The following is an 18,968-nucleotide window of genomic DNA, read 5'->3' on the forward strand; positions in this document are numbered from 1 at the left end:
AATCAAGGGGCTTTCGGTTCGTCGGACTTGCCTTCGGCCTTGCGCTCGGTCATGGTCTTGGAGACCAGCACCGTCTTGCCCTGCAGCTTGTTGAGGGCCTGGCGCAGCGGGAAGTCCTCGGCGCTGCCGAACTCGGGCAGGGGCTTGGGCGCTTCGTTCTTCTTGCCGGCATTGGCCTCTTCCAGCTTCTTGACGGCTTCCTCGCGGGCCTTCTCGCGGGCGGCGTCCTTCTCTTCCTTGCCCTGGCCGCTGGCGATGTGCTTGTCGAGGTCGGCCTCGCGCAGGCGCAGCGCCGCGAACAGGTTGCCCTCTTCGGACTCGTCCACCATCACGTCGGGGACGATGCCCTTGGCCTGGATGGAGCGCCCGTTCGGCGTGTAGTAGCGCGCGGTGGTGATCTTGAGGGCCGTGTCGGCGGTCAACTGGCGCACGGTCTGCACCGAGCCCTTGCCGAAGGTTTGGCCACCCATGATGACGGCGCGCTTGTGGTCCTGCAGGGCACCGGAGACGATTTCCGAAGCCGAGGCCGAGCCTTCGTTGACCAGCACCACCACCGGCACGCTCTTGAGCGCGGCGGGCAATTTGGCCAACGGGTCGGCGCCATAGCGGCGCGAGTAGTCTTCGGCGCGGGCCTTGAAGACCTGCTTGGATTCGGCGAGCTGGCCGTTGGTGGACACCACCGTCACGTCCTTGGGCAGGAAGGCGGCCGACACGGCGATGGCGCCTTCGAGCAGGCCGCCCGGGTCGTTGCGCAGGTCGAGCACCAGGCCCTTGAGCTTGGGGTCGTCCTTGTAGAGCTTCTCGACCTTGGCGACGAAGTCTTCGACGGTGCGGTCCTGGAACTGGCTGATGCGGACCCAGCCGTAGCCCGGCTCGATCATCTTGGCGCGCACGCTCTGGACGCGGATTTCCTCGCGCACGATGGTCACGGGGAAGCTGCGGTTTTCGAGCTTGCGGAAAATGGTGAGGACAACCTTGGTGTTGGGCTCGCCACGCATGCGCTTGACGGCCTGGTCCATGCTCAGGCCCTTGACGAAGGTGTCGTCGATCTTGGTGATCAGGTCGCCGGTTTTCAGGCCGGCGCGGAAGGCGGGCGAGCCTTCGATGGGCGAGACCACCTTGACGAGGCCGTCTTCCATGCCGATTTCGATGCCCACGCCGACGAATTTGCCGGTGGTGCCTTCGCGGAATTCCTTGAAGGTGGTTTTGTCGAAATACACGGAATGGGGGTCGAGGCCCGCGACCATGCCGCCGATGGCGTCGCTGAAGAGTTTCTTTTCATCGACCGGCTCGACGTAATCGGTCTTGACCATGCCGAAGACGGCAGCGAGTTGCTGCATTTCTTCCAGTGGCAGGGGGGCCACGGCATTGCGTGCGGTGGCGCCGAATTGCAAGGTGGTCAGGCCACCGGCCAGCGCGCCCAGCGCAACCCAGCCAGCAATTTTCAATTTGGAGGTCATGGCAATCTCAGCCCGTGTTCGACCCGGGGCGCAGGCGCGGGATGCGCAGCGGGCCCAGTTTCTCGTGGTGTGCAGTCAGTATAGGGCGCGGCAAGTGCCCGCACTGGGCAATAAGGGCAGAACTTGCCCGCAGATGTGTGGATTGAAGCGCGCTTGTGTCACCGCAGTCGCGCGAAACAGACGGCGCTGTGCCGCGGCGCCGCGCTCACCGCGGCGCATATTCGGGCACCAGCCCGTGCAGGCGCGCGCGCAGCGTGGCGGGCGTGCAGGCGGCTTCGTCCTCGGCCAGGGCGCGCATGCGCTCGATCCAGTCGGCAGGCAACTCCCCACGCAACTGCGCCAGGCGCAGGCGCGGGTGTGGCGTCGGCAAGGTGGTGTCGGCATCGGCGAGCAATTCTTCGTAAAGCTTCTCGCCGGGGCGCAAACCGCTGAAGACGATGGGGATCTCGGCCTCGGTGTGGCCGCTCAGGCGGATGAGCTCGCGCGCCAGGTCGGCAATCTTCACCGACTGGCCCATGTCCATCACAAAGACTTGGCCCGAGTCGGCCAGCGCGGCGGCCTGCAGCACGAGCTGGGCAGCCTCGGGGATGGTCATGAAGAAGCGCGTGATCTCGGGGTGCGTGACCGTGACCGGCCCGCCCTTGGCGATCTGCTCCTTGAACTTCGGGATGACGCTGCCGCTCGACCCCAGCACGTTGCCAAAGCGCACGGCCATGAACCGCGTGGCGGGCACCTGCGTGGCCCAGTGCGACACCACCATCTCGGCGGCGCGCTTGGTGGCGCCCATGACGTTGGTCGGGTTGACGGCCTTGTCGGTGGAGATGAGCACGAAGCGCTGGACGCCATGCTCGGCCGCGGCCTGCGCCGTCAGGTAGGTGCCCAGGGTGTTGTTGCGCAGGGCGACCCAGGCGTTCTCGTCTTCCATCAGCGGCACGTGCTTGTAGGCCGCGGCGTGGAAGACGAGGTCGGGGCGGTGCTGGGCCATGGCGCGGCGCAGGGCACCGAGGTCCTTCACATCGCCCACCAGGCGCACCAGGGGCAGGTGCGGGAAGTGCTCGCTCAAATCCTGCTCGACCTGGTAGAGCGCGAACTCGCTGAGCTCAAAGAGCACCAGGCGGCTGGGGCCGAAGCGGGCGATCTGGCGGCACAGCTCGGAGCCGATCGAGCCGCCAGCCCCGGTGACGAACACCGTTTGCCCGCTGATCAGGGCCGAGACGGCGCTTTCGTCGAGCTTGACGGCCTGGCGACCGAGCACGTCTTCGGGTTCGATGTCGCGCACGCGGTCGATGCGCGAGCGGCCTTCACGCAGCTCGTCGGCGGTGGGCACGGTGACGACGGGCAGGCCCGTGGCCGCGGCCAGGTCGAGCGCGCGCTTGCGCTGCTCCAGCGTGGCCGAGGGCATGGCCAGGATGAGGTGGGTGACGTCGGCGAGGGTGTCGGCCAGGGCGTCGGGTCGGCTCAGGAGGTCCAGGCCGCCCCACACGGCCACGCCGGAGATGGTGGCGCCGTGCTTGCGGGTGTCGTCATCGAGCAGGCCGACGACGGTCCAGCCACGGTGCTGGATGCCTGCGATCAGCAGCTTGGCCGCCGCACCGGCGCCCAGCACCAGCGCGTGCTGGCCGGTGGGCGAGCGCCCGGCCCGGCGCGCCCGGGAGGATTCGCTGCGCATGCGCACGGCCATGCGCGCGATGGCCAGCAGGGTCAGCGTGAACAGCGGGTGCAGGGCCAGCACGGCGCGCGGCACCTCGACGAGTTGGGCCATGAGCACGACGACGGCACTGGCCAGGCCGGCACCGAGGCAGACCCAGCCCAGGCGGCTGATGTCGTGGAAGCTGACGTAGCGCCAGGTGGCGCGCGGCACGCCCAGGGCCCAGGACACCACGCTGTAGATGCCGATGACGCCCAGCAGCACGGCCCAGTCGTAAGTCGGGCGTTCGTGCAACCAGCGCTCCACCCCCATGCGGAAGAGGTAGGTGAGGTGCCAGGCCAGCAGGATGAGCACGGCATCGGCCAGCAAAACGACCGCCTGGCGGTGGGGGCGCAGGCGGTCGAGGAGGCGACCGGAGGATCGGTTCAGCGGGGACCAGGGCATGGAGGCGGCAGCGGGGGCGGCAGGTGCGGCAGGGGAGGCGGCAAGACGCTCATTGTGCCTGTGCCGCGTTCGTGGCCTGCACCGGCTTGCAGCTCACTGGGCGGCAGAAGCGGGGACAATCGCTGCATGCACACCCTGCCCCACCCCTCGGACGCCTCCGACCTCGCCCCCCTGCCGACTTTGTCCATGGGCCTGTACGTGCATCACAAGGGCGGTCGCTACGAGGTGCTGGGCGTGGCGCGGCACAGCGAAACGCACGAGGCCTTGGTGGTGTACCGACCGCTGTACGGCGAAGGTGCGCTGTGGGTGCGGCCCTTCGCGATGTTCGTGGAAGAGGTGGTCATCGACGGCGTGCGCCAGCCGCGCTTCAGGTGGATGGCGGCGGAGGCAGAGGCGCAGGCTGACGCTGCGCCAGCGGCGCCTCGATGACGATGTTCACGGCCTCGCCGGTCTCGCCGACATCGGTGCCAGGCAGGGCCACACAGGGCAGGATGTCGCCGGCATCGCGCTCGTCAGGGCTGAGGCCGGGCCAGTCGATGCGGTAGCGCACCGCGCCCGACCGCATCTGGCAGCGGCAGGCGCGGCAGGTGCCGTTGCGGCAGGAGCGCGGCAGGCTCACGCCCGCGGCCAAGGCGGCCTCCAGCAGGCTTTGGCCCGGCACCACGGGCACGGTCACGCCCAGGGGCAAGATGGTGAGGCTGGTGGGAAGCGTCATCGGCGGCTCCAGGCAGGCGTGCACCCAGGCCGCCAAGGTCCAGCCTCCTGTCCAGCCGGATGTCCAGCCACCCGCACCGTCACTCGGCGACGGGCGTTGGCTCGACCGGGGCGTCGTCCTTCGTCACGGCCTTGACGCCGGCAGCGGCCACATCGACCGTGGTCTCGACCACCGTGGCCGTGACCTTGACGGCGGTGGCGGCAACGCTGACCGCGGCATCGGCCACGGTGATGATCGCGCAACCGGACAGCAGCCACGGCGCGCCGCACAGCAGCACACAGGTGCGGGCAAGACGTGCCACAGGGCGGACAAACACAGCGGGCATCAGGCGGACTCGGTGAAATCGAACAAAGGCAGGGACCCGTGGGGCGCCAACGGGCCCTCGGCGGACGAGGTGGCATCGGTGGTGTGGCCATCGCCCACCGCGAGCGACGCCATTTTCACGCCAATCAGGCGCAGGCGGCGGTCCAGCGGCACGGTTTTCAGGCAACGCCCGGCCCAACGGCGGATGTCGGCGGCGTCCCGCGTGGCCTGAGGCAAGGTGATGCTGCGGGTGACGATGCGGAAATCGTCGTAGCGCAACTTGACGCCGATGCTGCGCCCGACATAGCCCTTGCGCTCGAGGTCGGACGCGAGCTGTTCGCACAGGCGGGTGAAGATCGGGCCGAGGCTGGCACGGTCGTCGCGCGGGTGGAGGTCGCGCTCGAAGGTGGTTTCGCGGCTGATGGATTTGGGCTCGCGCCAGGTCACCACCGGGCGATCGTCGCGGCCATGCGCGGCCTCGTGCAGCCAGTGGCCTTGGTTGCTGCCGAACTCTGCGATCAGTTGGTCCAGCGGGGCCGCGGCCAGTTCGCCGATGGTGTGGATGCCCAGCGCGGCCAGGCGCTCGTTGGCTTTGGGGCCGATGCCGTTGATGCGGGCGGCCGGCAGGGGCCAGAGGCGGACGGGGATGTCGGCGGGCATGAGCAGGGTCAGGCCGTCGGGCTTGTCGAGGTCGGAGCTGAGTTTGGACAGCAGCTTGTTGGGCGTGATGCCGACCGAGCAGGTCAAGCCGGTGGCGTCTTTCACGGCCTGTTTGAGGCGCTGGCCGATGGCGCGCACGCCGCCCAGCGGGTCGCCGCCGACCGTGTCGCGCGCGCCGGGCACGTCGCTGAGGTCGATGTAGATCTCGTCGATGCCGCGGTCTTCGATGACGGGCGCGACCTCGGCCACGGCGGCCTTGAACAGGCGCGAGTGGCGGCGGTAGGCGTCGAAATCCAGCGGCAGCAGGATGGCGTCGGGCGCCAGTGCGGCGGCCTTCATCAAGCCCATGCCGGAGTGCACGCCCAGGGCGCGGGCCGCATAGGTGGCGGTGGTGATGACGCCGCGGCCGGCGTAGTCGCGCAAGCGTGCGTGGGCGTGGGCGCGGCCATCCTCTGCTTGCGCGCTGGGCTGCGGGCGGCGCCCTCCCCCGATCACCACCGGCAGACCTTGCAAATCCGGGTAGCGCAGCAGCTCGACGGAGGCGTAGAACGCGTCCATGTCGAGGTGGGCGATGAGGCGATCGGGCAGCGGTGCGGGCGCCGCGGTCACGCTGCGATCAGGGCCACTGGCATGGCCGCCGGGAGGGCCGTCGGCAGGGCTGTGGAAGGGGGCGGGCGCGCTCAAGGGCCGGGACCAGGGATGCCGTGGGGGATCACGGCATTCTGACGCCCCTTCGGTCCACGGTCTTTGGCCTCAGGCGCGGATGTCGAGCAAGCTGCCCATCAGCTCGTCTTGCGTGCGGATGCTGCGCAGGTTGGCCCTGTAGGTGGCGCTGGCCGACATTTGCTCGACCAGGTCGGTGGCCAGGTCGGCGCCGATTTCCGAAGATTTGCCGATGGTGACCACCACGCCCGGCTGCTCCTGGCCCTGGCCGGTGCCCACGGTTTGCTGCTGCACGACCTCGCGGCGGAAATCGGGCGTCTGCGCATTGGCGATGTTGTGTGCCGAGGCGTCCAGCCGCGTGGTGGCGGCTTGCAAGCCCGACAGGGAAATCGGCAGGACGGGGTTCATGGCGTGCCTCGGCAGTGGTTCCTGCTCGCAGTGTGCGCCGTCAGGCGCCCTCGGTCACGGGGGGCTGACGCCGGTTTGTCGCCAGAACCGTGAGAACACCACGGCACCCCACGTTGAACGAATTTCGTCCAGGGCGCTAGCATGTCGGGGAACACATCCCTTCAGTCGTCCCGGGAACACCATGTTCGATGCCGTTGTTGTGGGCGCGCGCTGCGCCGGTGCCGCCACCGCCCTCCTGCTGGCCCGCCAGGGTCACCGCGTGCTGATCGTCGATCAGGCGCATTTCCCCAGCGATGTGCGCTTGTCCACCCACCTGGTCTGGCATGCGGGCGTGGACCTGCTGGACCGCTGGGGCCTGCTGCAGGCGCTTCAAGACAGCGGCTGCCCCTTGCTGACCGACTTCACCCTGGACATGGGTGGCCTGGTGCTGCAGGGACAACCACCCGCCACGCGTGTGGGCGCGGCCATGGCGCCACGGCGCGTGGTGCTGGACCAGGTCCTGCTGGACGCCGCCGTGGCCGCGGGTGCCGAGTTGCGCGAGGGCGTGACCTTCGAGGGTGTGCTCCGCGAGCGGGACTCGGCCGATGGCCGCGTGTGCGGCATCCGCGGACGGCTGCAGGACGGCCAGCCGGTGCAGTTCGAGGCGCGCGTTGTGGTCGGCGCCGACGGGACGCATTCGCCGCTGGCCCGTGCCGTGGGAGCACGCGCGCTGGTGCACCATCCCAAGGACGATGGCTCCTACAACGCCTATGCCTACTTCAGCGGCCTGCCGGTGGACGCGGTCGAGTTCCACTCCCGGCCCGAGCGCATGGCCTACGCCTGGTCCACGCACCACGGCCAGACGCTGGTGGGCGTGATCCTGCCCGGGCGCGCGCCGCGCGTGCCGCTGGCCGAGGTCGAAGCGATGGTCATGCGCGAGCTGCACGCCCACGCGCCTTCGCTCGCCGAGCGTGTGCGCGGCGCGCAGCGCGAGGGCGACTGGACGGCCGCCAGCGTGGGCTCGCACTGCCGCGAAGCCGCCGGCGCGGGCTGGGCGCTGGTGGGCGATGCCGGCGTGACGGTGGACCCGGTCACGGCCGCGGGCATCACCCTGGCGCTGCGCGATGCCGAGCTGCTGTCGGGCCTGCTGCACGAGGGCTTGCTGCAGGACGGCTCGTCGGGCCAGCGCGCACTCGATGCCGCCTTGGCCCATTTCGGCCCGCAGCGCGACGCCGTGTCCCGCCCTTTGCACCAGTTCGCGCAAGACATGGCCCAGCTGCAGGTGCCGCCGCAGGAAATGGTCGATGTCTTCATGGCGCTGGCGGGCCAGCAGGCCCAGATCGACCGCTACTTCGGCGTGTTCGGGCAGACCGTGACACCCGCCGAGTTTTTCGATCCGGCGAACCTGCAGGCCATCCTGTACGGGGCAGTCACCCCCGCCTGAGCGCACCCGGGCCGGGTCGCCAACCCCAGGCTCACAGGCTCACAAGCTCAACCGGTGCGCCACTGGCGCAGCACCGGGTGCCGCGCGCAAGCCGCATCCCACGACACCTGCGCGCGCTGCTGCCAGCGCACGGCCTGCTGCTCGTGGGCCAAGGTCAGGGCCAGGTGCAGCGATGCAGCCGCCTCGGCCACGTCCGCATCCGGCCTGCGCAACAGCAAGTCGCCGCGCACGCGGTGCAGCTCGGCCTCGTACCAACGCTCGCCACCGGCCTGCACGCGCGCTGAAGCCTCGGCCAGCCAAGCCAGGCCTTCGGCAACGGCGCCGGCCTGCCCCAGGGCTTCGGCCAGCAGCGTCTGGAAGAAGGGCACGGCGATGCCCGCACCGGTGGCGCAGAAATCGGCCAGGCCCTGGCGCATGGCGGCCAGGCCATGGCCGTCGGCCAGCGCCGCATCGCCCAAGGCCAAGGCCCTGCGGTGCGCGCACCATCCCAGCAGGAAGGCAGCCATGCTGCGGACGTAAGCGTGGCCGTGGGCCTCGGCCAGGCGCAAGCTCTGGCTGGCGCTGGCGCACAGGGCGTCCACGTCACCACGGTGCAGTCGAACCATGGCGCCCCAACCCAAGGCCCAGGCCAGGGAGTAAGCGTGGTTCAGGTCGTGTGCGCGCTGCTGGACGGCTTGCAGCCGCGCATCGACGTCATCGGTCTGGCCCGTGATCCAGTCGGCATGCAGGGCATGCACCTGCGCCACCAGCAGCAAATCGGTGGAGTACAGGGGGATGAGGCTGCGGTCCTGCGGGTCGTTGTAGCGGTGCCCGACCTGCTCGGCGTGGGTGGCCACCTCCACCAGGCGACCGCTGTAGAAGGTCAGCTGCGACTGCATCATGTCGTGCACCAGCCAGGCTTGGCGGCTGTGCGCCTGGCGGGCCACCGTCTGCATGCGCCGGCCGATGGCACAGGCCTGGACGATGTCGCCCTTGACCAGCTGGAACACGCCATTGCCCCACAGCGGCCAGATGGCGTCGTCGACATCGTCGCTGGCACCGGCCAGTTGCTGGGCGCGGCCGTAGGCCTGTTCGACCTCCGGAGCCGCCCAGCCTTTGCCCAGCATGTGCGTGGTGCCCAGCAGGCCGCGCAATTGCATCTCTTGCTGGTCCCGACGCGCTGAAGGAGGCTGCGCCAGCACCACGGCCAGGCCCGCGTCCAGGTGGGCCACGGCCTCGCTCAGCGATTTCTGCGCCAGGGCACGCTCGCCGGCGCGGCGCCAGTGGTCAACGGCGACTTCGCTCAGGCCGGCCTGCGTGGCGTGGTGGGCCAGCTCGGCGGGGTCGCTGTCGATGCGCGCCAGGAAGTGGGTCTGCAAGGTGTGCACCACCTGCGCGTGCAACTGCTGGCGGCGCACGGCCACGAGCGAGTCTCGGGCGGCGTCTTGCAGCAAGGCGTGGCGGAACGCCAGCTGCGGACCGCGCGGCCCTTCACCGCGCACCAGCACACCGGCCTGCAGCAGGGTGTGGAGGTCGCGCTCGAACTCGGCCGGCGGGCGGGCGTCCATGGCCTGGAGCACATCGAGGTCGAGCGTGCGCCCCAGCACCGCGGCGCGCTGGAGCAGCTCGCGCGCACAGGGGTGGCGGTCCAGGCGGGCCATCAGCGAATCGCGCAAGGTGGCGGGCACCGGGGCATGGCCGTCGTGCAGGGCCACGCCGTCGATCAGCGAGCGCGCCAGCTCTTCGACGAACAGGGGCACGCCATCGGTCTTGTGCGCGATGTGCTGGCGCGCGGCCGCCGACAGGGTGTGCGCGCCCGCGATGCGGTCCAGCAGCGCACCGGTGTCTTCGGCGCTGAGGCTGCTCACAGGCAACGGCGTCAGCACGGACGCTGGCGCGAGCACGGGCAGGGCCTGCGGGCGGTGCGTGACCAGCAAGAGCAAGGGCCAGTCGCGCAAGCGGTGTCCCACGGCCTGGACAAAGGCCAAGGTGCCCGGGTCGGCCCAGTGCAGGTCTTCGAGCAGCAACAAGGTCGGTCGCTGCTGGGCGCGGGCTTCGGTCAAGGCGACCAGGGCCGCCAGGATGGCCGCATGGCGCTCGTGGGCGGTGGTGACCCAGGGGGCCGCGCGGTCGGAGCCCTCGCCTTCGTCGCCGAGCATCAACAGCTCGCCCAAGGCTCGGGCATGGGCCGGCGCGAGGCCGTGGACGCCCAACACCAGCGCGTGCAGGCGCTCGCGCTGCAAGGCCGGCGACATGCCATGGCGGATGTCGAGGCGGCGCATCAGCCCCTCGCGCAGCGGGTGGAACTCGGCATGGCGATGCTGAGGCGCGCACTGCACGACCAGCGCCGCCAGGCCCGCGTTGCCCATGCGCTGGCGCAGCTCGCCGACCATGCGGGATTTGCCGATGCCAGCCTCGCCCGACAGCACCACGACCTGCCCCCGGCCCTGTGCGGCCTGCTGCCAGCGGTCGCTCAGCAGGACGAGCTCTTGCTGGCGACCCACCAGCGGGCTCAGGCGTGCCGACGTGGCCGCCTCGAACCGGCTGGCGGTCTGGGTCAGGCCGCGCACGCGCCAGACCTGGTGGGGCGCACGCACCCCCTTGAGCGCGTGCACGCCCTGGTCTTCGCACACGAAACACCCGCCCGACAAACGCCGCGTGGCTTCGCCGATGAACACCTGACCGGGCGGCGCCAAGGCCTGCAGGCGTGCGGCCAGGTGGGGCGCATCGCCCAGCGCCAGGTGCTCGCGGTGGCTGCCGGCCCCCACGTCGCCCACCACCACGAGCCCGGTGTCGATGCCCACCCGCACGCGCAGACCGCGCACATCCCCAACGCCCCCCATGTTGCCCATGCCACCCACGCCAGCCAGGCCCGCCACGTCCAGCGCGGCCACGGCCTGCACCAGCGCCAGCCCGCTGTGCACCGCGCGGACAGCGGCGTCTTCCTGCGCCAGGGGGTAGCCGAAATAGACCAGCAGGCCATCGCCCAGGTATTGGGCCACCACGCCACCATGGCGCTGCAGGATGTCCACGGCGGCCTGCTGGTAGGCCAGCACGATGGCGCGCCAGGCCTCCGGCGGGAGCGACTGGCACAGCGTCGTCGCGTCCACCAAGTCGGCGAAAAGGATGGTCAACTGGCGGCGCTCGCCGTCGGGCTGGGCCACCGCTTGAGGGCGCCGCGCCAGGGCCTGCAGCACGCGCTTGCGGTCGCCCATGGGCAGGCCGATCTGGGCCAGGTCGGCTTCGCTGAGGGAGCCCAGCACATCGATGTCGATGGCGTGGGCGCGCAGCAGCGCTTCGAGGTGCGGCACACCGGCGTCAAGCAGCCACTGGTGCAATGCCGATGCGCTCATGTCGGCGCCTGGCCCAGTGCCCAGGTGCAGACGGACTCGGGGTCCAGCGTGGCGCCCAGCGCCAGCAAGCGCTGCAGGACGGTGGGCTCCAGCGCGTCTTCCACGGCGGCGTGCGCGCGCGACCAGGCATAGACGGCCAGCACATCGTGCGAGCCCAGCGTGCGGTAGGTCTGCGCTGTGTAGCCCAGCAGGCGGGCCGCGGCTTCGTGGCGGCCCTCCATCGCAGCCAGCAGGGCGAGCAGGCCCGCGTACAGGCCCAGCCACTCCCAGCTGCGGCTGCGCGACGCGTCCAGGAAGTCGCGCAAGGTGGCGCGGGCCTGGGCCAGGTCGGCACGCACGAAGGCCACGCAGGCCACGATGGCCAGGGCATGGACGACGAAGTTGTCGCGGCGGTGGCGGCCCCGCGCCAGGATGTCCTGACTGATGCGCAAGGCCGCGTCGGTGTCGCCCAGCGCCAGGCTGATGGCGGCCAGGTCGCTGAGGCCCGCCGACGTCACGCCCTCCAGCCCGGCCGACTGCGCACGCACCAGCAGGTTCTGGCAGACGCGGCGCGCATCGGCCATGAGCTCCAGGCTGCGCAACACGCCGACCTCGGCCATCAGCCGCTGAGTGAGCAGGCGCACGGGCCAGTCGGGGCGCTCGAGGGTGCTCATCTCGCGCAGCAGGGCCACGGCCTGCGCGCGCGCCAGCATGCCGCTGCCGGCCACGCAGCGCAGCGCCAGGTACACCCCGCGGGCATCGTTGGCCGAACGGCTGGCCTGCTCGGCACGCCGAGCGCCTTGCAGCATGCCGGCGTTGTCCACTCCCCAGTGCAGGCGGCTGTGCTCCAGCCAGAACCGCGCCGCAGCAGGGTCGTCGCCCAGGCGGTCGGCCAGAGGCTCGATCCGGCGCCCGCGCAGCCGGCCTTCCGGGGCCAGCCCCAGCAGCAGGAACAGCGGACCGACGGCCCCTTGCAGGCGCACGGCCAGGTGGGGGTCATGGGCCACGGCCCAGTCCAGGGCCACGCGCACGTTGTCGATGTCGCAACCGAACTGGCCCAGCCAGGTGGCGTCGGCACTCAGCCAGTAGGCCTCGTAGGCACCGTCCATCAGCTCGGCCACCGCGCGCGCATGGTGGGCTTGCAGCAGCGCCTGCTCGCCGCTGGCCTGGAGCTTGAGGCTGGCGTAGTCGCGCATGCTGTCGAGCAAACGGTAGCGTGGCGCATCGCCGCCATCGACGGCCACGAGCGAGCGATCGACCAGCGCGCCCAGGGTGTCCAGCACCTGCCACTCGTCCAGGCAGGTGTCGGGCGTCAGGCCTTGCCCCAGCAGGGTGACCAGGCTGAGCGGGAAGCCACCGGCGAACACCGCCACGCGCCGGAACAAGGCCTGCTCAGGCGGTGTCAGCAGCTCGTGGCTCCAGTCGAGGGCGGCCATCAGGGTCTGGTGGCGGTCGGGCACGCCCGCGCTGTGGCCAGCGAGCAGGCGGAATCGCTCATCGAGGCGCTGTACCACGCCGGGCAAGCCCAGCAAGGGCACGCGCGAGGCCGCCAGCTTGATGGCCAGGGCCAGGCCATCGACCCGGCGGCACAGCTCGCAGACCAGCGCCACCTGGTCGGGCAGCAACGCATGGCGGCGGTCAAGCGCACGCACCTGGTCCACGAACAAAGCCACCGCGCCATGCTGCAGGGCCTCGTCCACCGAGGCGCCAGCCGGCGGGATGGACAAAGGCCCCAGCCGGAAGACGCGCTCGCCATCGACCTTCAAGGGCACCTGGCTGGTGACCAGCAACCGCACGCCCGGCGCGGCCTGCATCACGGCGCGCACCAGGCCCGTGACCGCCTCCAGCACGTGCTCGGCGTTGTCCAGCACCAGCAGAACCTTCAGCGGGCCCAAGGCCGAGGCCAGGCTGCCCAGACGATCTGCGCCAGCGACCGACAAACCCAGCGCCTGGGACACGGCCGTGACCGCGCAACCCGCGGAGTTCAGGCTGGCCAGATCGACCCAGGCCGTGCCATCGGGGCGGTCCGCGCGCCAGCGGTGGGCGGCGGCCAGGGCCAACGCCGTTTTGCCGATGCCGGCCGAGCCCACCAGGGTGATGAGCGGTGCCGGCAGCAGAGCGTCCAGGGCGGCCAGGTCGCGCTCGCGTCCCCACAGGCGCTGCGCCTGCGTGGGCAACGCGGTCAGCGCCTCGGTCTGGCCGGGCTCAGGCTGCGCCCGGCGCACGGGCGGCAGTTGCAGGGCCGAGGCTTGGGACGACGACGCACCTGCGGATGGCGACGGGGTTGTGGCAGCAGGCGCCGACGCAGCACCCGCTTCGCGCAAGCGCAAAGGCAGCACAAAACGGTAACCCCGCCCCGGCACGGTGACGATGGCGCCCGTGCCCAGGACCTTGCGCAGGGCAGACACCTGCACCTGGAGGTTGTTTTCCTCGACCACCAGGCCGGGCCAGACCAGCTCCATCAGCTCTGCCTTGGTGACCAGCCGGCCATGGCGCTGGGCCAGCGCGACCAGCAGCGCCATGGCGCGGCCGCCCAAGGCGGTGGGCTGCCCGTCCAGGTAGAGCACGCGCTCGTGCACACGGAGCGCGAATCGGTCAAAACGGATGCTGTCTGGCAAGGGTTCCCCGGTCGAAAGGACATCTTCAGAGGAATTTCAGGATCTCTTCAGGACGGCCCGTCCGGACACCCGGACAATGTGCAATATTCTAAAGAAACGCGGCACAAACGCACGGCCCCAAAGCTTTCACGAGCCCACTGGACCGCACGTGCAACCATGTGCTGACATCCAAACGCTGTCATCCAGAGAAAGACGGGTCGGAACCGTCTGCCTTGCGCACGCCGTGAGGTTCGCCCGCCGCCCTGGTCACCGGGACGGCGGGCTTCCGTTTTTGGGGTCCGCCACAGGGCCTGCCGGGAGCCGATGTCGGGGCGCCTTCTAAAATGAAGTCACCTGATCAGTGCGGAGCGATTCATGCACGACATCGATATCAAGCACAGCGACTTCCACCGCATCGACCTCAACCTGCTGGTCGCGCTCGACGCCCTGCTGACCGAGTGCCACGTGGCGCGTGCCGCCGAACGCATCTACATCGGCCAGCCGGCCATGAGCCACGCCCTGGCAAGGCTGCGCGTGTTGTTCGACGACGAACTGCTGGTGCGATCGGGCAAGCGCATGGTGCCCACCGACCGCGCCCTGGCGCTGGCGCCGCGCGTGCGCGCCTGGCTGGCCGACGCCAGCGACTTCATCCGCCGCCCTGACGATTTCGAGCTGGCGCGCGCCGAGGGCGTGGTGCGCATGTCCGCCCCCGACGGGCTGGAAATGCTGGTGGCGCCCGGCCTCGTGGCCTGGATGCGGCGGGAAGCGCCTGGCGTGCGCCTGCGCGCCCAACTGCTGGGGGTGGAACACGTGCTCGACGCCCTGGACGCCGACGAGCTCGACCTCGCCATCGTGGCCGTGGACCTGCCCCTGCGCAGCTGGCACCAACAGGTGCGCCTGCTGAGCTGCGCCTTCAACTACATGTACGCGCCACGACAGCTTGACCTGCCACCCGATGCCACTTTGGCCCAGCTGGCCGCGCTCGACCACGTCGCCAGCAGCCACCGGGACGAAACCGCCAGCGTGGTGGACGACTGCTTCGCCGCACATGGCCAGCCAAGGCACGTGGTGGCGACCGCATCCAGCGTCACCGCGCTGTTCCAGATGCTGCAGGCCGCACCGCTGGTGTCCATCCAGCCGGCCATCCACGCCGGGTTGACGCCCTCGCCAGAGGTGGTGATCCGCCCGCTGCCCACGCAGCCGACTTTGCAGATCCACGCGCACATGGTCTGGCACCGCCGACACGACCAGCACCCGCTGATGACACGGGTGCGCCAGCAAATCCAGGCCCTGATGGCCAGCGCCGAAGCGCGCTGCCCTCAGGCCAACCAGGGTGCGCTCACGCACGCAGCTGGGCCATCAGCGCAAATTGAACTGCACGCTGGCCCCGCCTGAGGGGCTGTCGGCCCGGCCTTCCACCGCGACCTTGGAAGCCGTCAGGCGCACGCGCTCGGCATCGAGCTTGTCGGCCAGGTAGGCCTTCACCGCGTTGGCGCGCTCGTCGGCCAGCGCCGTCAGCGCCTCCTTGCCCACCGGGGCCGAGGCCTTGAGCAAGGCGGCCATCTGGTCATCGGGCAGGCTCTGGGCCAGGCCGACCAGGTTGCGCGGCTTTTGGATGTCGGCGGCCTTGTACGCGGCCTTCAGCCAGGTGCTGCGCTCGGCCGGCTCGACGACCACTTCCGAGATCTCCTGCCCGGTGGACTTGGCCTTGGCGCGGCGCATGAGCTGGTCCACATGGGCCTGGCGCAGGCCTTCGGTGTCGATGTCGGGGTCGGCCCAGCCGGTGCCTTCGAGCTTGAGCGCGGGGCGGTCTTTGAGCTTGGTGGCCAGGGCGTCCAGGCGCTCGCGGGCCGCGGTGCTCAGCTCGGTCGAACCTGGCTGGAAGGGCACCACGCCCAGCTCGCTGGACGAGCCGCCGGTCAGCAGCGCGAACGGCGCCGTCACCGCCTTGCCGATCAGGTTGAGGATGACCTTCCAGATGATGCCGCCCACCGAGAACTGCGGGTCGTCGAGCGAGCCGGAGATGGGCAGGTTGACGTCGATCTCGCCGCGAGCGTTCTTCAACAGCGACACCGCCAGCAGCACCGGCAGCTTGGTGGCATCGGGGCTGTCCACGCGCTCGCCGAAGGTGAGCTGATCGAGGAAGACCTGGTTGTCGGCCTCCAGCTTGCCGCCATCGACCTTGTAGCGCACCGTCACCGACAGCGTGCCCTTCTCGATGGCGTAGCCGGCGTAGCGGGCCGCGTACGGCGTCAGGCGCGTCAGCTCGATGCCCTTGGCCGTGCCGGCGATGTCGGTGTAGAGCTTCGGGCCCAGCGGGTGCAACTTGCCGCTGATGCGCAGCGGCGCACCGTCGTCAACCGCGCCACTGACCTCGACCGTGGCCGGCTCGGGCGTGCGCGAAGACACCCCGGAGATGTCGCCAGCGATGCGGGTCAGACGCGCCGAGTAGTTGGGCTTGATGAAGGTGTCGGTGAAGTCCACCTCGCCTTGCGCCAGGCGGATGCCTTGCCAGCGCAGCTGGGGTGCGGGCGGCGCGTCGGCGGCCGAAGCCGAGGGCGATGGGGCGGGCGGCAAGGTCGTGGTGGTCACCGTGACGCCACCGGGCGCGCGGGCGCGCTGGGGTGCCGACGCACCCGACACCGGCGCCTGCGGCGTCGTGATCGACTGATCGCCTTGGCCGGCCTGGTCCGCCTGCTTGACCACGCTGGCGAGGTTCAGGCGGCCATCGGGGTTGACGATGATGCGGCCGTAGAAATCCTTCAGCGCGATGAAGCCAAGGTCGGCGTCGATGGCGCCCTTGGCGTAGCTCAGGTCGGTGCCATCCAGCGAGAAGCTGGCCCAGCGCAGGAAGAGCGCGTCGTTGACGCGGTCGCGCAGGCGCAGGTCGCTCAGGCCCAGCTTGCCCTGGTAGCGCGCGCTCAGACCCTGACGGGCGTCGTCGGCCAGGGTGATGCGCCCTTCGGCCTGGGCCGCGGCCGAGGCCAGCGCGACGTTGAGGTGCGGGTCGAGGTAGGGCTGCAGGGCGCGCAGGTCGAGGTTGGCCACGGCCAGTGCGCCCTTGACCGACAGCGGCTGCGGCCGCACATCCCCCTTGAAGCGGACCTTGCCTTGGCCCTGCGCCAGGGTCTGCAGGGCGATGGCCAGGGGCTGGTCCATGCGCGAGCCCAGGCCCTTGACGCTGAGGTCGGTGCGCTTGAGCGAGAACACCCCCGCCGGGCTGACCGTCTGGTCGGTGAACTGCACCGCGCACGCCAGGCAGCGCAATTCGCCCAGGGTGATGGGGACGGGGCTGGGCCCGGGTGTGTGGCCCTTGGCGGGTGCGTTGGCGGGTGCGTTGGCGCTTGCCTTGCCGGCCGCGGGCGCAGGAGAGGCTGAAGCGCCCCCCGACGCCTGGCCCAGGAACAGGCCCCGGGCGTCGCGGAACAGGGCCGCATCCAGACGGTCGGCCGTGACCGCCGCGGTGGCCAGGCGGCGCAAGCCGGGGCTGGTCGGCGCCAGGCTGGCCTCGGCCTCGATGCCATCGACCGTGAAGGCTTTCAGGGCGATGCGGTCCTGGCGGCGGCTGCCGGGCGCGCCGGGCGCGCCGGCCACCGCGGCCGCATCGGCCAGCAAATCGCTCAAGGTGAACTGCCCGGCGCTGAGGCGGACGGCTTGGGAGAGTGCGGCAGGCGAGGCCGCCGAGGCAGCCGGTGCAACCGGTGAAGCCGTTGCAGCCGGCACAGCCTCGGTCACCCGCATGTTCGCGCTGACGTGCGCCTTCGCGCCCACCAGCCCTTGCGAGATCACCACCGGCAAGGCCAGTTGGCGCTGCAAAGGCTTGAGCCAGGGCGCCACGGGCCACTGCGCCAGGCTCAGGTCGAGCTCGGCGCGTTGCAGCGTCGGGTGGGCCGTGCCCTGGGCGCCGAACTGGCCGCCGTGCTCGTCCTGCACAGACAGCTGCCAGCGCGCGTCTGGCGCCTGGGCGCGGGCGTCGAGGCCCTGCACGTCCAGCAGCAGCTGGGTCAGGCGCGGCCAGGCGGCCTCGGCCTGGGTCTGGGCGTCGATCTGGCGCGCAGCGACATGGAGCTTGGCCACCGACCATTGCCAGGGCGCGGCGGCAACCGTGGCAGGCGCAGAAGAAGAAGAGGAAGAAGAAGCAACAGCAGGCTCGGCCGGCGGCGAGACCGGCTGCACCCGCACGCTCAGCCCGTCCAGCGCAACGCTGGCGATGGCCACGCGGCGGGCCAGGGGTTCGGCGTCGATGCCCTCGACGCGCAAGGTCTCCCAGCCGGTGTCGATGCGGCCCAGGCCGGGTGCAGGCGGCAGGCCGATGTCGAAGCGGCTCACCTGGGCGCTGCCGCGGATGGCCAGCGTGGGCAGGGCCGGCGCCTTGCGTTGCTCGAACACGATGCTCAGGTCGGTGTCGAGCCGGCCGGCGCGGGCCTCGGGCCGCATCCCCTCCGGCATCAGGGCCTTGGCCGCGTCCAGCCAGTGGGCCAGGTCCACGTTCTGCCACTGCACCGTCACCTCGCTGCGGTGGCCTTCCCGGAACGGCAGGGCCTTGCCGGCCACTTTGAGCGGGCTGCCGTCGATGCGGGCCTGCAGCAGCGGCTGCACGGTCACGTCGAGGTCGGCGGGCAGGCTGCTGACAAAGGGCACGTCCAGGCGGAACTGGTCGATGCGGTGGCTTTGCGACAGCACCCGGTCCTCGTAGCGCAGCACACCGTCCTTGATTTCGATGTTGAAGACGGCGAAGCGTGCGGGGCCAGTGTCGGGCTGGGGCTGCGGCGAGGGCTGGCTGAGGCGCTCGATGACGGCGGTGATGTTGAAGCGCTCGGCGCTCTGGCGCTCCAGCAGCAGCTCGGGCTGGACCAGGCGCACATGGCGCAGCACGGGGGCCATGCGCCAGACCGATTGCAGTGAGAGCTGGGTGTCGGCGCGCTGCAGCTTGAACCAGGGCTGGGCGGTCGGGCCCACGGCCAGGTCGCCGGCTTCGACGCCCAGCGACCAGGGGTGGATGCGCAACTCGCCCAGGTGCACCGGCGTGCCCAGGGCCTCGGTGGCCGCGGCCTCGATGCGGGGGCGCAGCCAGTCGGGCAGCCAGTGACCGACCACGCCGGTCCACACACCCGCCGCCACCGCAGCACCGAGCGCCACACGGCCCAGCAAGCGCCAGGGGCCGTGGCCACCGGGGCGCTGAGGGGCCAGGGCAGGCGTGCCCGCAGGCGCGTTGGAGGGTGGGGAGGCGGTGTCAGGGGCCGGAGCGGTCATGGGGCAGCCATCCGCAGCGTGCGGGCAAGGGTGGTCAACCTTCGCATGTTAGCGGGCTGTGCCCCTGCGTGGCTTCAGCCGCC

12 protein-coding genes are annotated in these 18,968 nt (G+C 70.8%); 3 read left to right on the forward strand and 9 right to left on the reverse strand.

The features are described 5' to 3' along the window. Positions 1 to 2: 2 nt before the first annotated feature. Positions 3 to 1,460: a S41 family peptidase gene (locus EV672_RS05850; RefSeq protein WP_133607159.1), complete on the reverse strand. Its 1,458-nt coding sequence runs from the start codon at positions 1,458 to 1,460 to the stop codon at positions 3 to 5. A 205-nt stretch (positions 1,461 to 1,665) separates the two neighbouring features. After that, positions 1,666 to 3,552 (reverse strand): polysaccharide biosynthesis protein, encoded by a 1,887-nt coding sequence (locus EV672_RS05855; RefSeq protein ID WP_133607161.1) that lies wholly within the window; start codon positions 3,550 to 3,552, stop codon positions 1,666 to 1,668. 126 nt (positions 3,553 to 3,678) lie between these two features. Here EV672_RS05855 and EV672_RS05860 point away from each other — a divergent pair, with 126 nt between their 5' ends. Continuing rightward, entirely contained in the window at positions 3,679 to 3,981 is a 303-nt protein-coding gene (locus tag EV672_RS05860) for a DUF1653 domain-containing protein (protein ID WP_133607163.1), read from the forward strand. Here EV672_RS05860 and EV672_RS05865 read toward each other — a convergent pair. The 4 genes from EV672_RS05865 to EV672_RS05880 form a co-directional block, all read right to left on the reverse strand. Then, positions 3,920 to 4,267: a 2Fe-2S iron-sulfur cluster-binding protein gene (locus EV672_RS05865; RefSeq protein ID WP_133607166.1), complete on the reverse strand. Its 348-nt coding sequence runs from the start codon at positions 4,265 to 4,267 to the stop codon at positions 3,920 to 3,922. The two genes, EV672_RS05860 and EV672_RS05865, sit on opposite strands and share 62 nt — an antisense overlap. A gap of 79 nt (positions 4,268 to 4,346) precedes the next feature. Beyond that, complete coding sequence (locus EV672_RS05870) at positions 4,347 to 4,592, reverse strand: hypothetical protein (RefSeq protein ID WP_243738547.1); 246 nt, start codon at positions 4,590 to 4,592, stop codon at positions 4,347 to 4,349. After that, complete coding sequence (locus tag EV672_RS05875; protein WP_133607413.1) at positions 4,592 to 5,788, reverse strand: DNA polymerase Y family protein; 1,197 nt, start codon at positions 5,786 to 5,788, stop codon at positions 4,592 to 4,594. The genes EV672_RS05870 and EV672_RS05875 overlap by 1 nt, the downstream gene beginning before the upstream one ends. Before the next feature lie 195 nt (positions 5,789 to 5,983). Next, positions 5,984 to 6,301: a flagellar basal body rod protein FlgC gene (locus tag EV672_RS05880; protein WP_133607168.1), complete on the reverse strand. Its 318-nt coding sequence runs from the start codon at positions 6,299 to 6,301 to the stop codon at positions 5,984 to 5,986. A gap of 181 nt (positions 6,302 to 6,482) precedes the next feature. On the opposite strand from EV672_RS05880, the gene EV672_RS05885 reads away from it, so the two are divergent. Further along, positions 6,483 to 7,724, forward strand: coding sequence for an NAD(P)/FAD-dependent oxidoreductase (locus EV672_RS05885; protein WP_166643472.1), 1,242 nt, complete (start codon positions 6,483 to 6,485; stop codon positions 7,722 to 7,724). A gap of 47 nt (positions 7,725 to 7,771) precedes the next feature. On the opposite strand, the gene EV672_RS05890 is transcribed toward EV672_RS05885, so the two are convergent. Together EV672_RS05890 and EV672_RS05895 are read right to left on the reverse strand one after the other, a co-directional pair. Then, positions 7,772 to 11,056 carry an ATP-binding protein gene (locus EV672_RS05890; RefSeq protein ID WP_133607172.1) on the reverse strand — a complete coding sequence of 1,095 codons (3,285 nt, stop codon included), beginning with the start codon at positions 11,054 to 11,056 and terminating at the stop codon, positions 7,772 to 7,774. Then, positions 11,053 to 13,653 (reverse strand): ATP-binding protein, encoded by a 2,601-nt coding sequence (locus EV672_RS05895; RefSeq protein ID WP_133607174.1) that lies wholly within the window; start codon positions 13,651 to 13,653, stop codon positions 11,053 to 11,055. Before EV672_RS05895 ends, EV672_RS05890 begins: the two co-directional genes overlap by 4 nt. 354 nt (positions 13,654 to 14,007) lie before the next feature. On the opposite strand from EV672_RS05895, the gene EV672_RS05900 reads away from it, so the two are divergent. Further along, positions 14,008 to 15,027, forward strand: a complete 1,020-nt coding sequence (locus tag EV672_RS05900; RefSeq protein ID WP_133607176.1) for a LysR family transcriptional regulator — start codon at positions 14,008 to 14,010, stop codon at positions 15,025 to 15,027. On the opposite strand, the gene EV672_RS05905 is transcribed toward EV672_RS05900, so the two are convergent. Beyond that, positions 14,992 to 18,885, reverse strand: coding sequence for a DUF748 domain-containing protein (locus EV672_RS05905; RefSeq protein ID WP_133607178.1), 3,894 nt, complete (start codon positions 18,883 to 18,885; stop codon positions 14,992 to 14,994). The genes EV672_RS05900 and EV672_RS05905 overlap by 36 nt on opposite strands. Positions 18,886 to 18,968 lie beyond the last annotated feature (83 nt).

Origin of the sequence: Aquabacterium commune, from assembly GCF_004362855.1 — a bacterium.
In the GTDB taxonomy this organism is placed as follows: Bacteria; Pseudomonadota; Gammaproteobacteria; order Burkholderiales; family Burkholderiaceae_C; genus Aquabacterium; species Aquabacterium commune.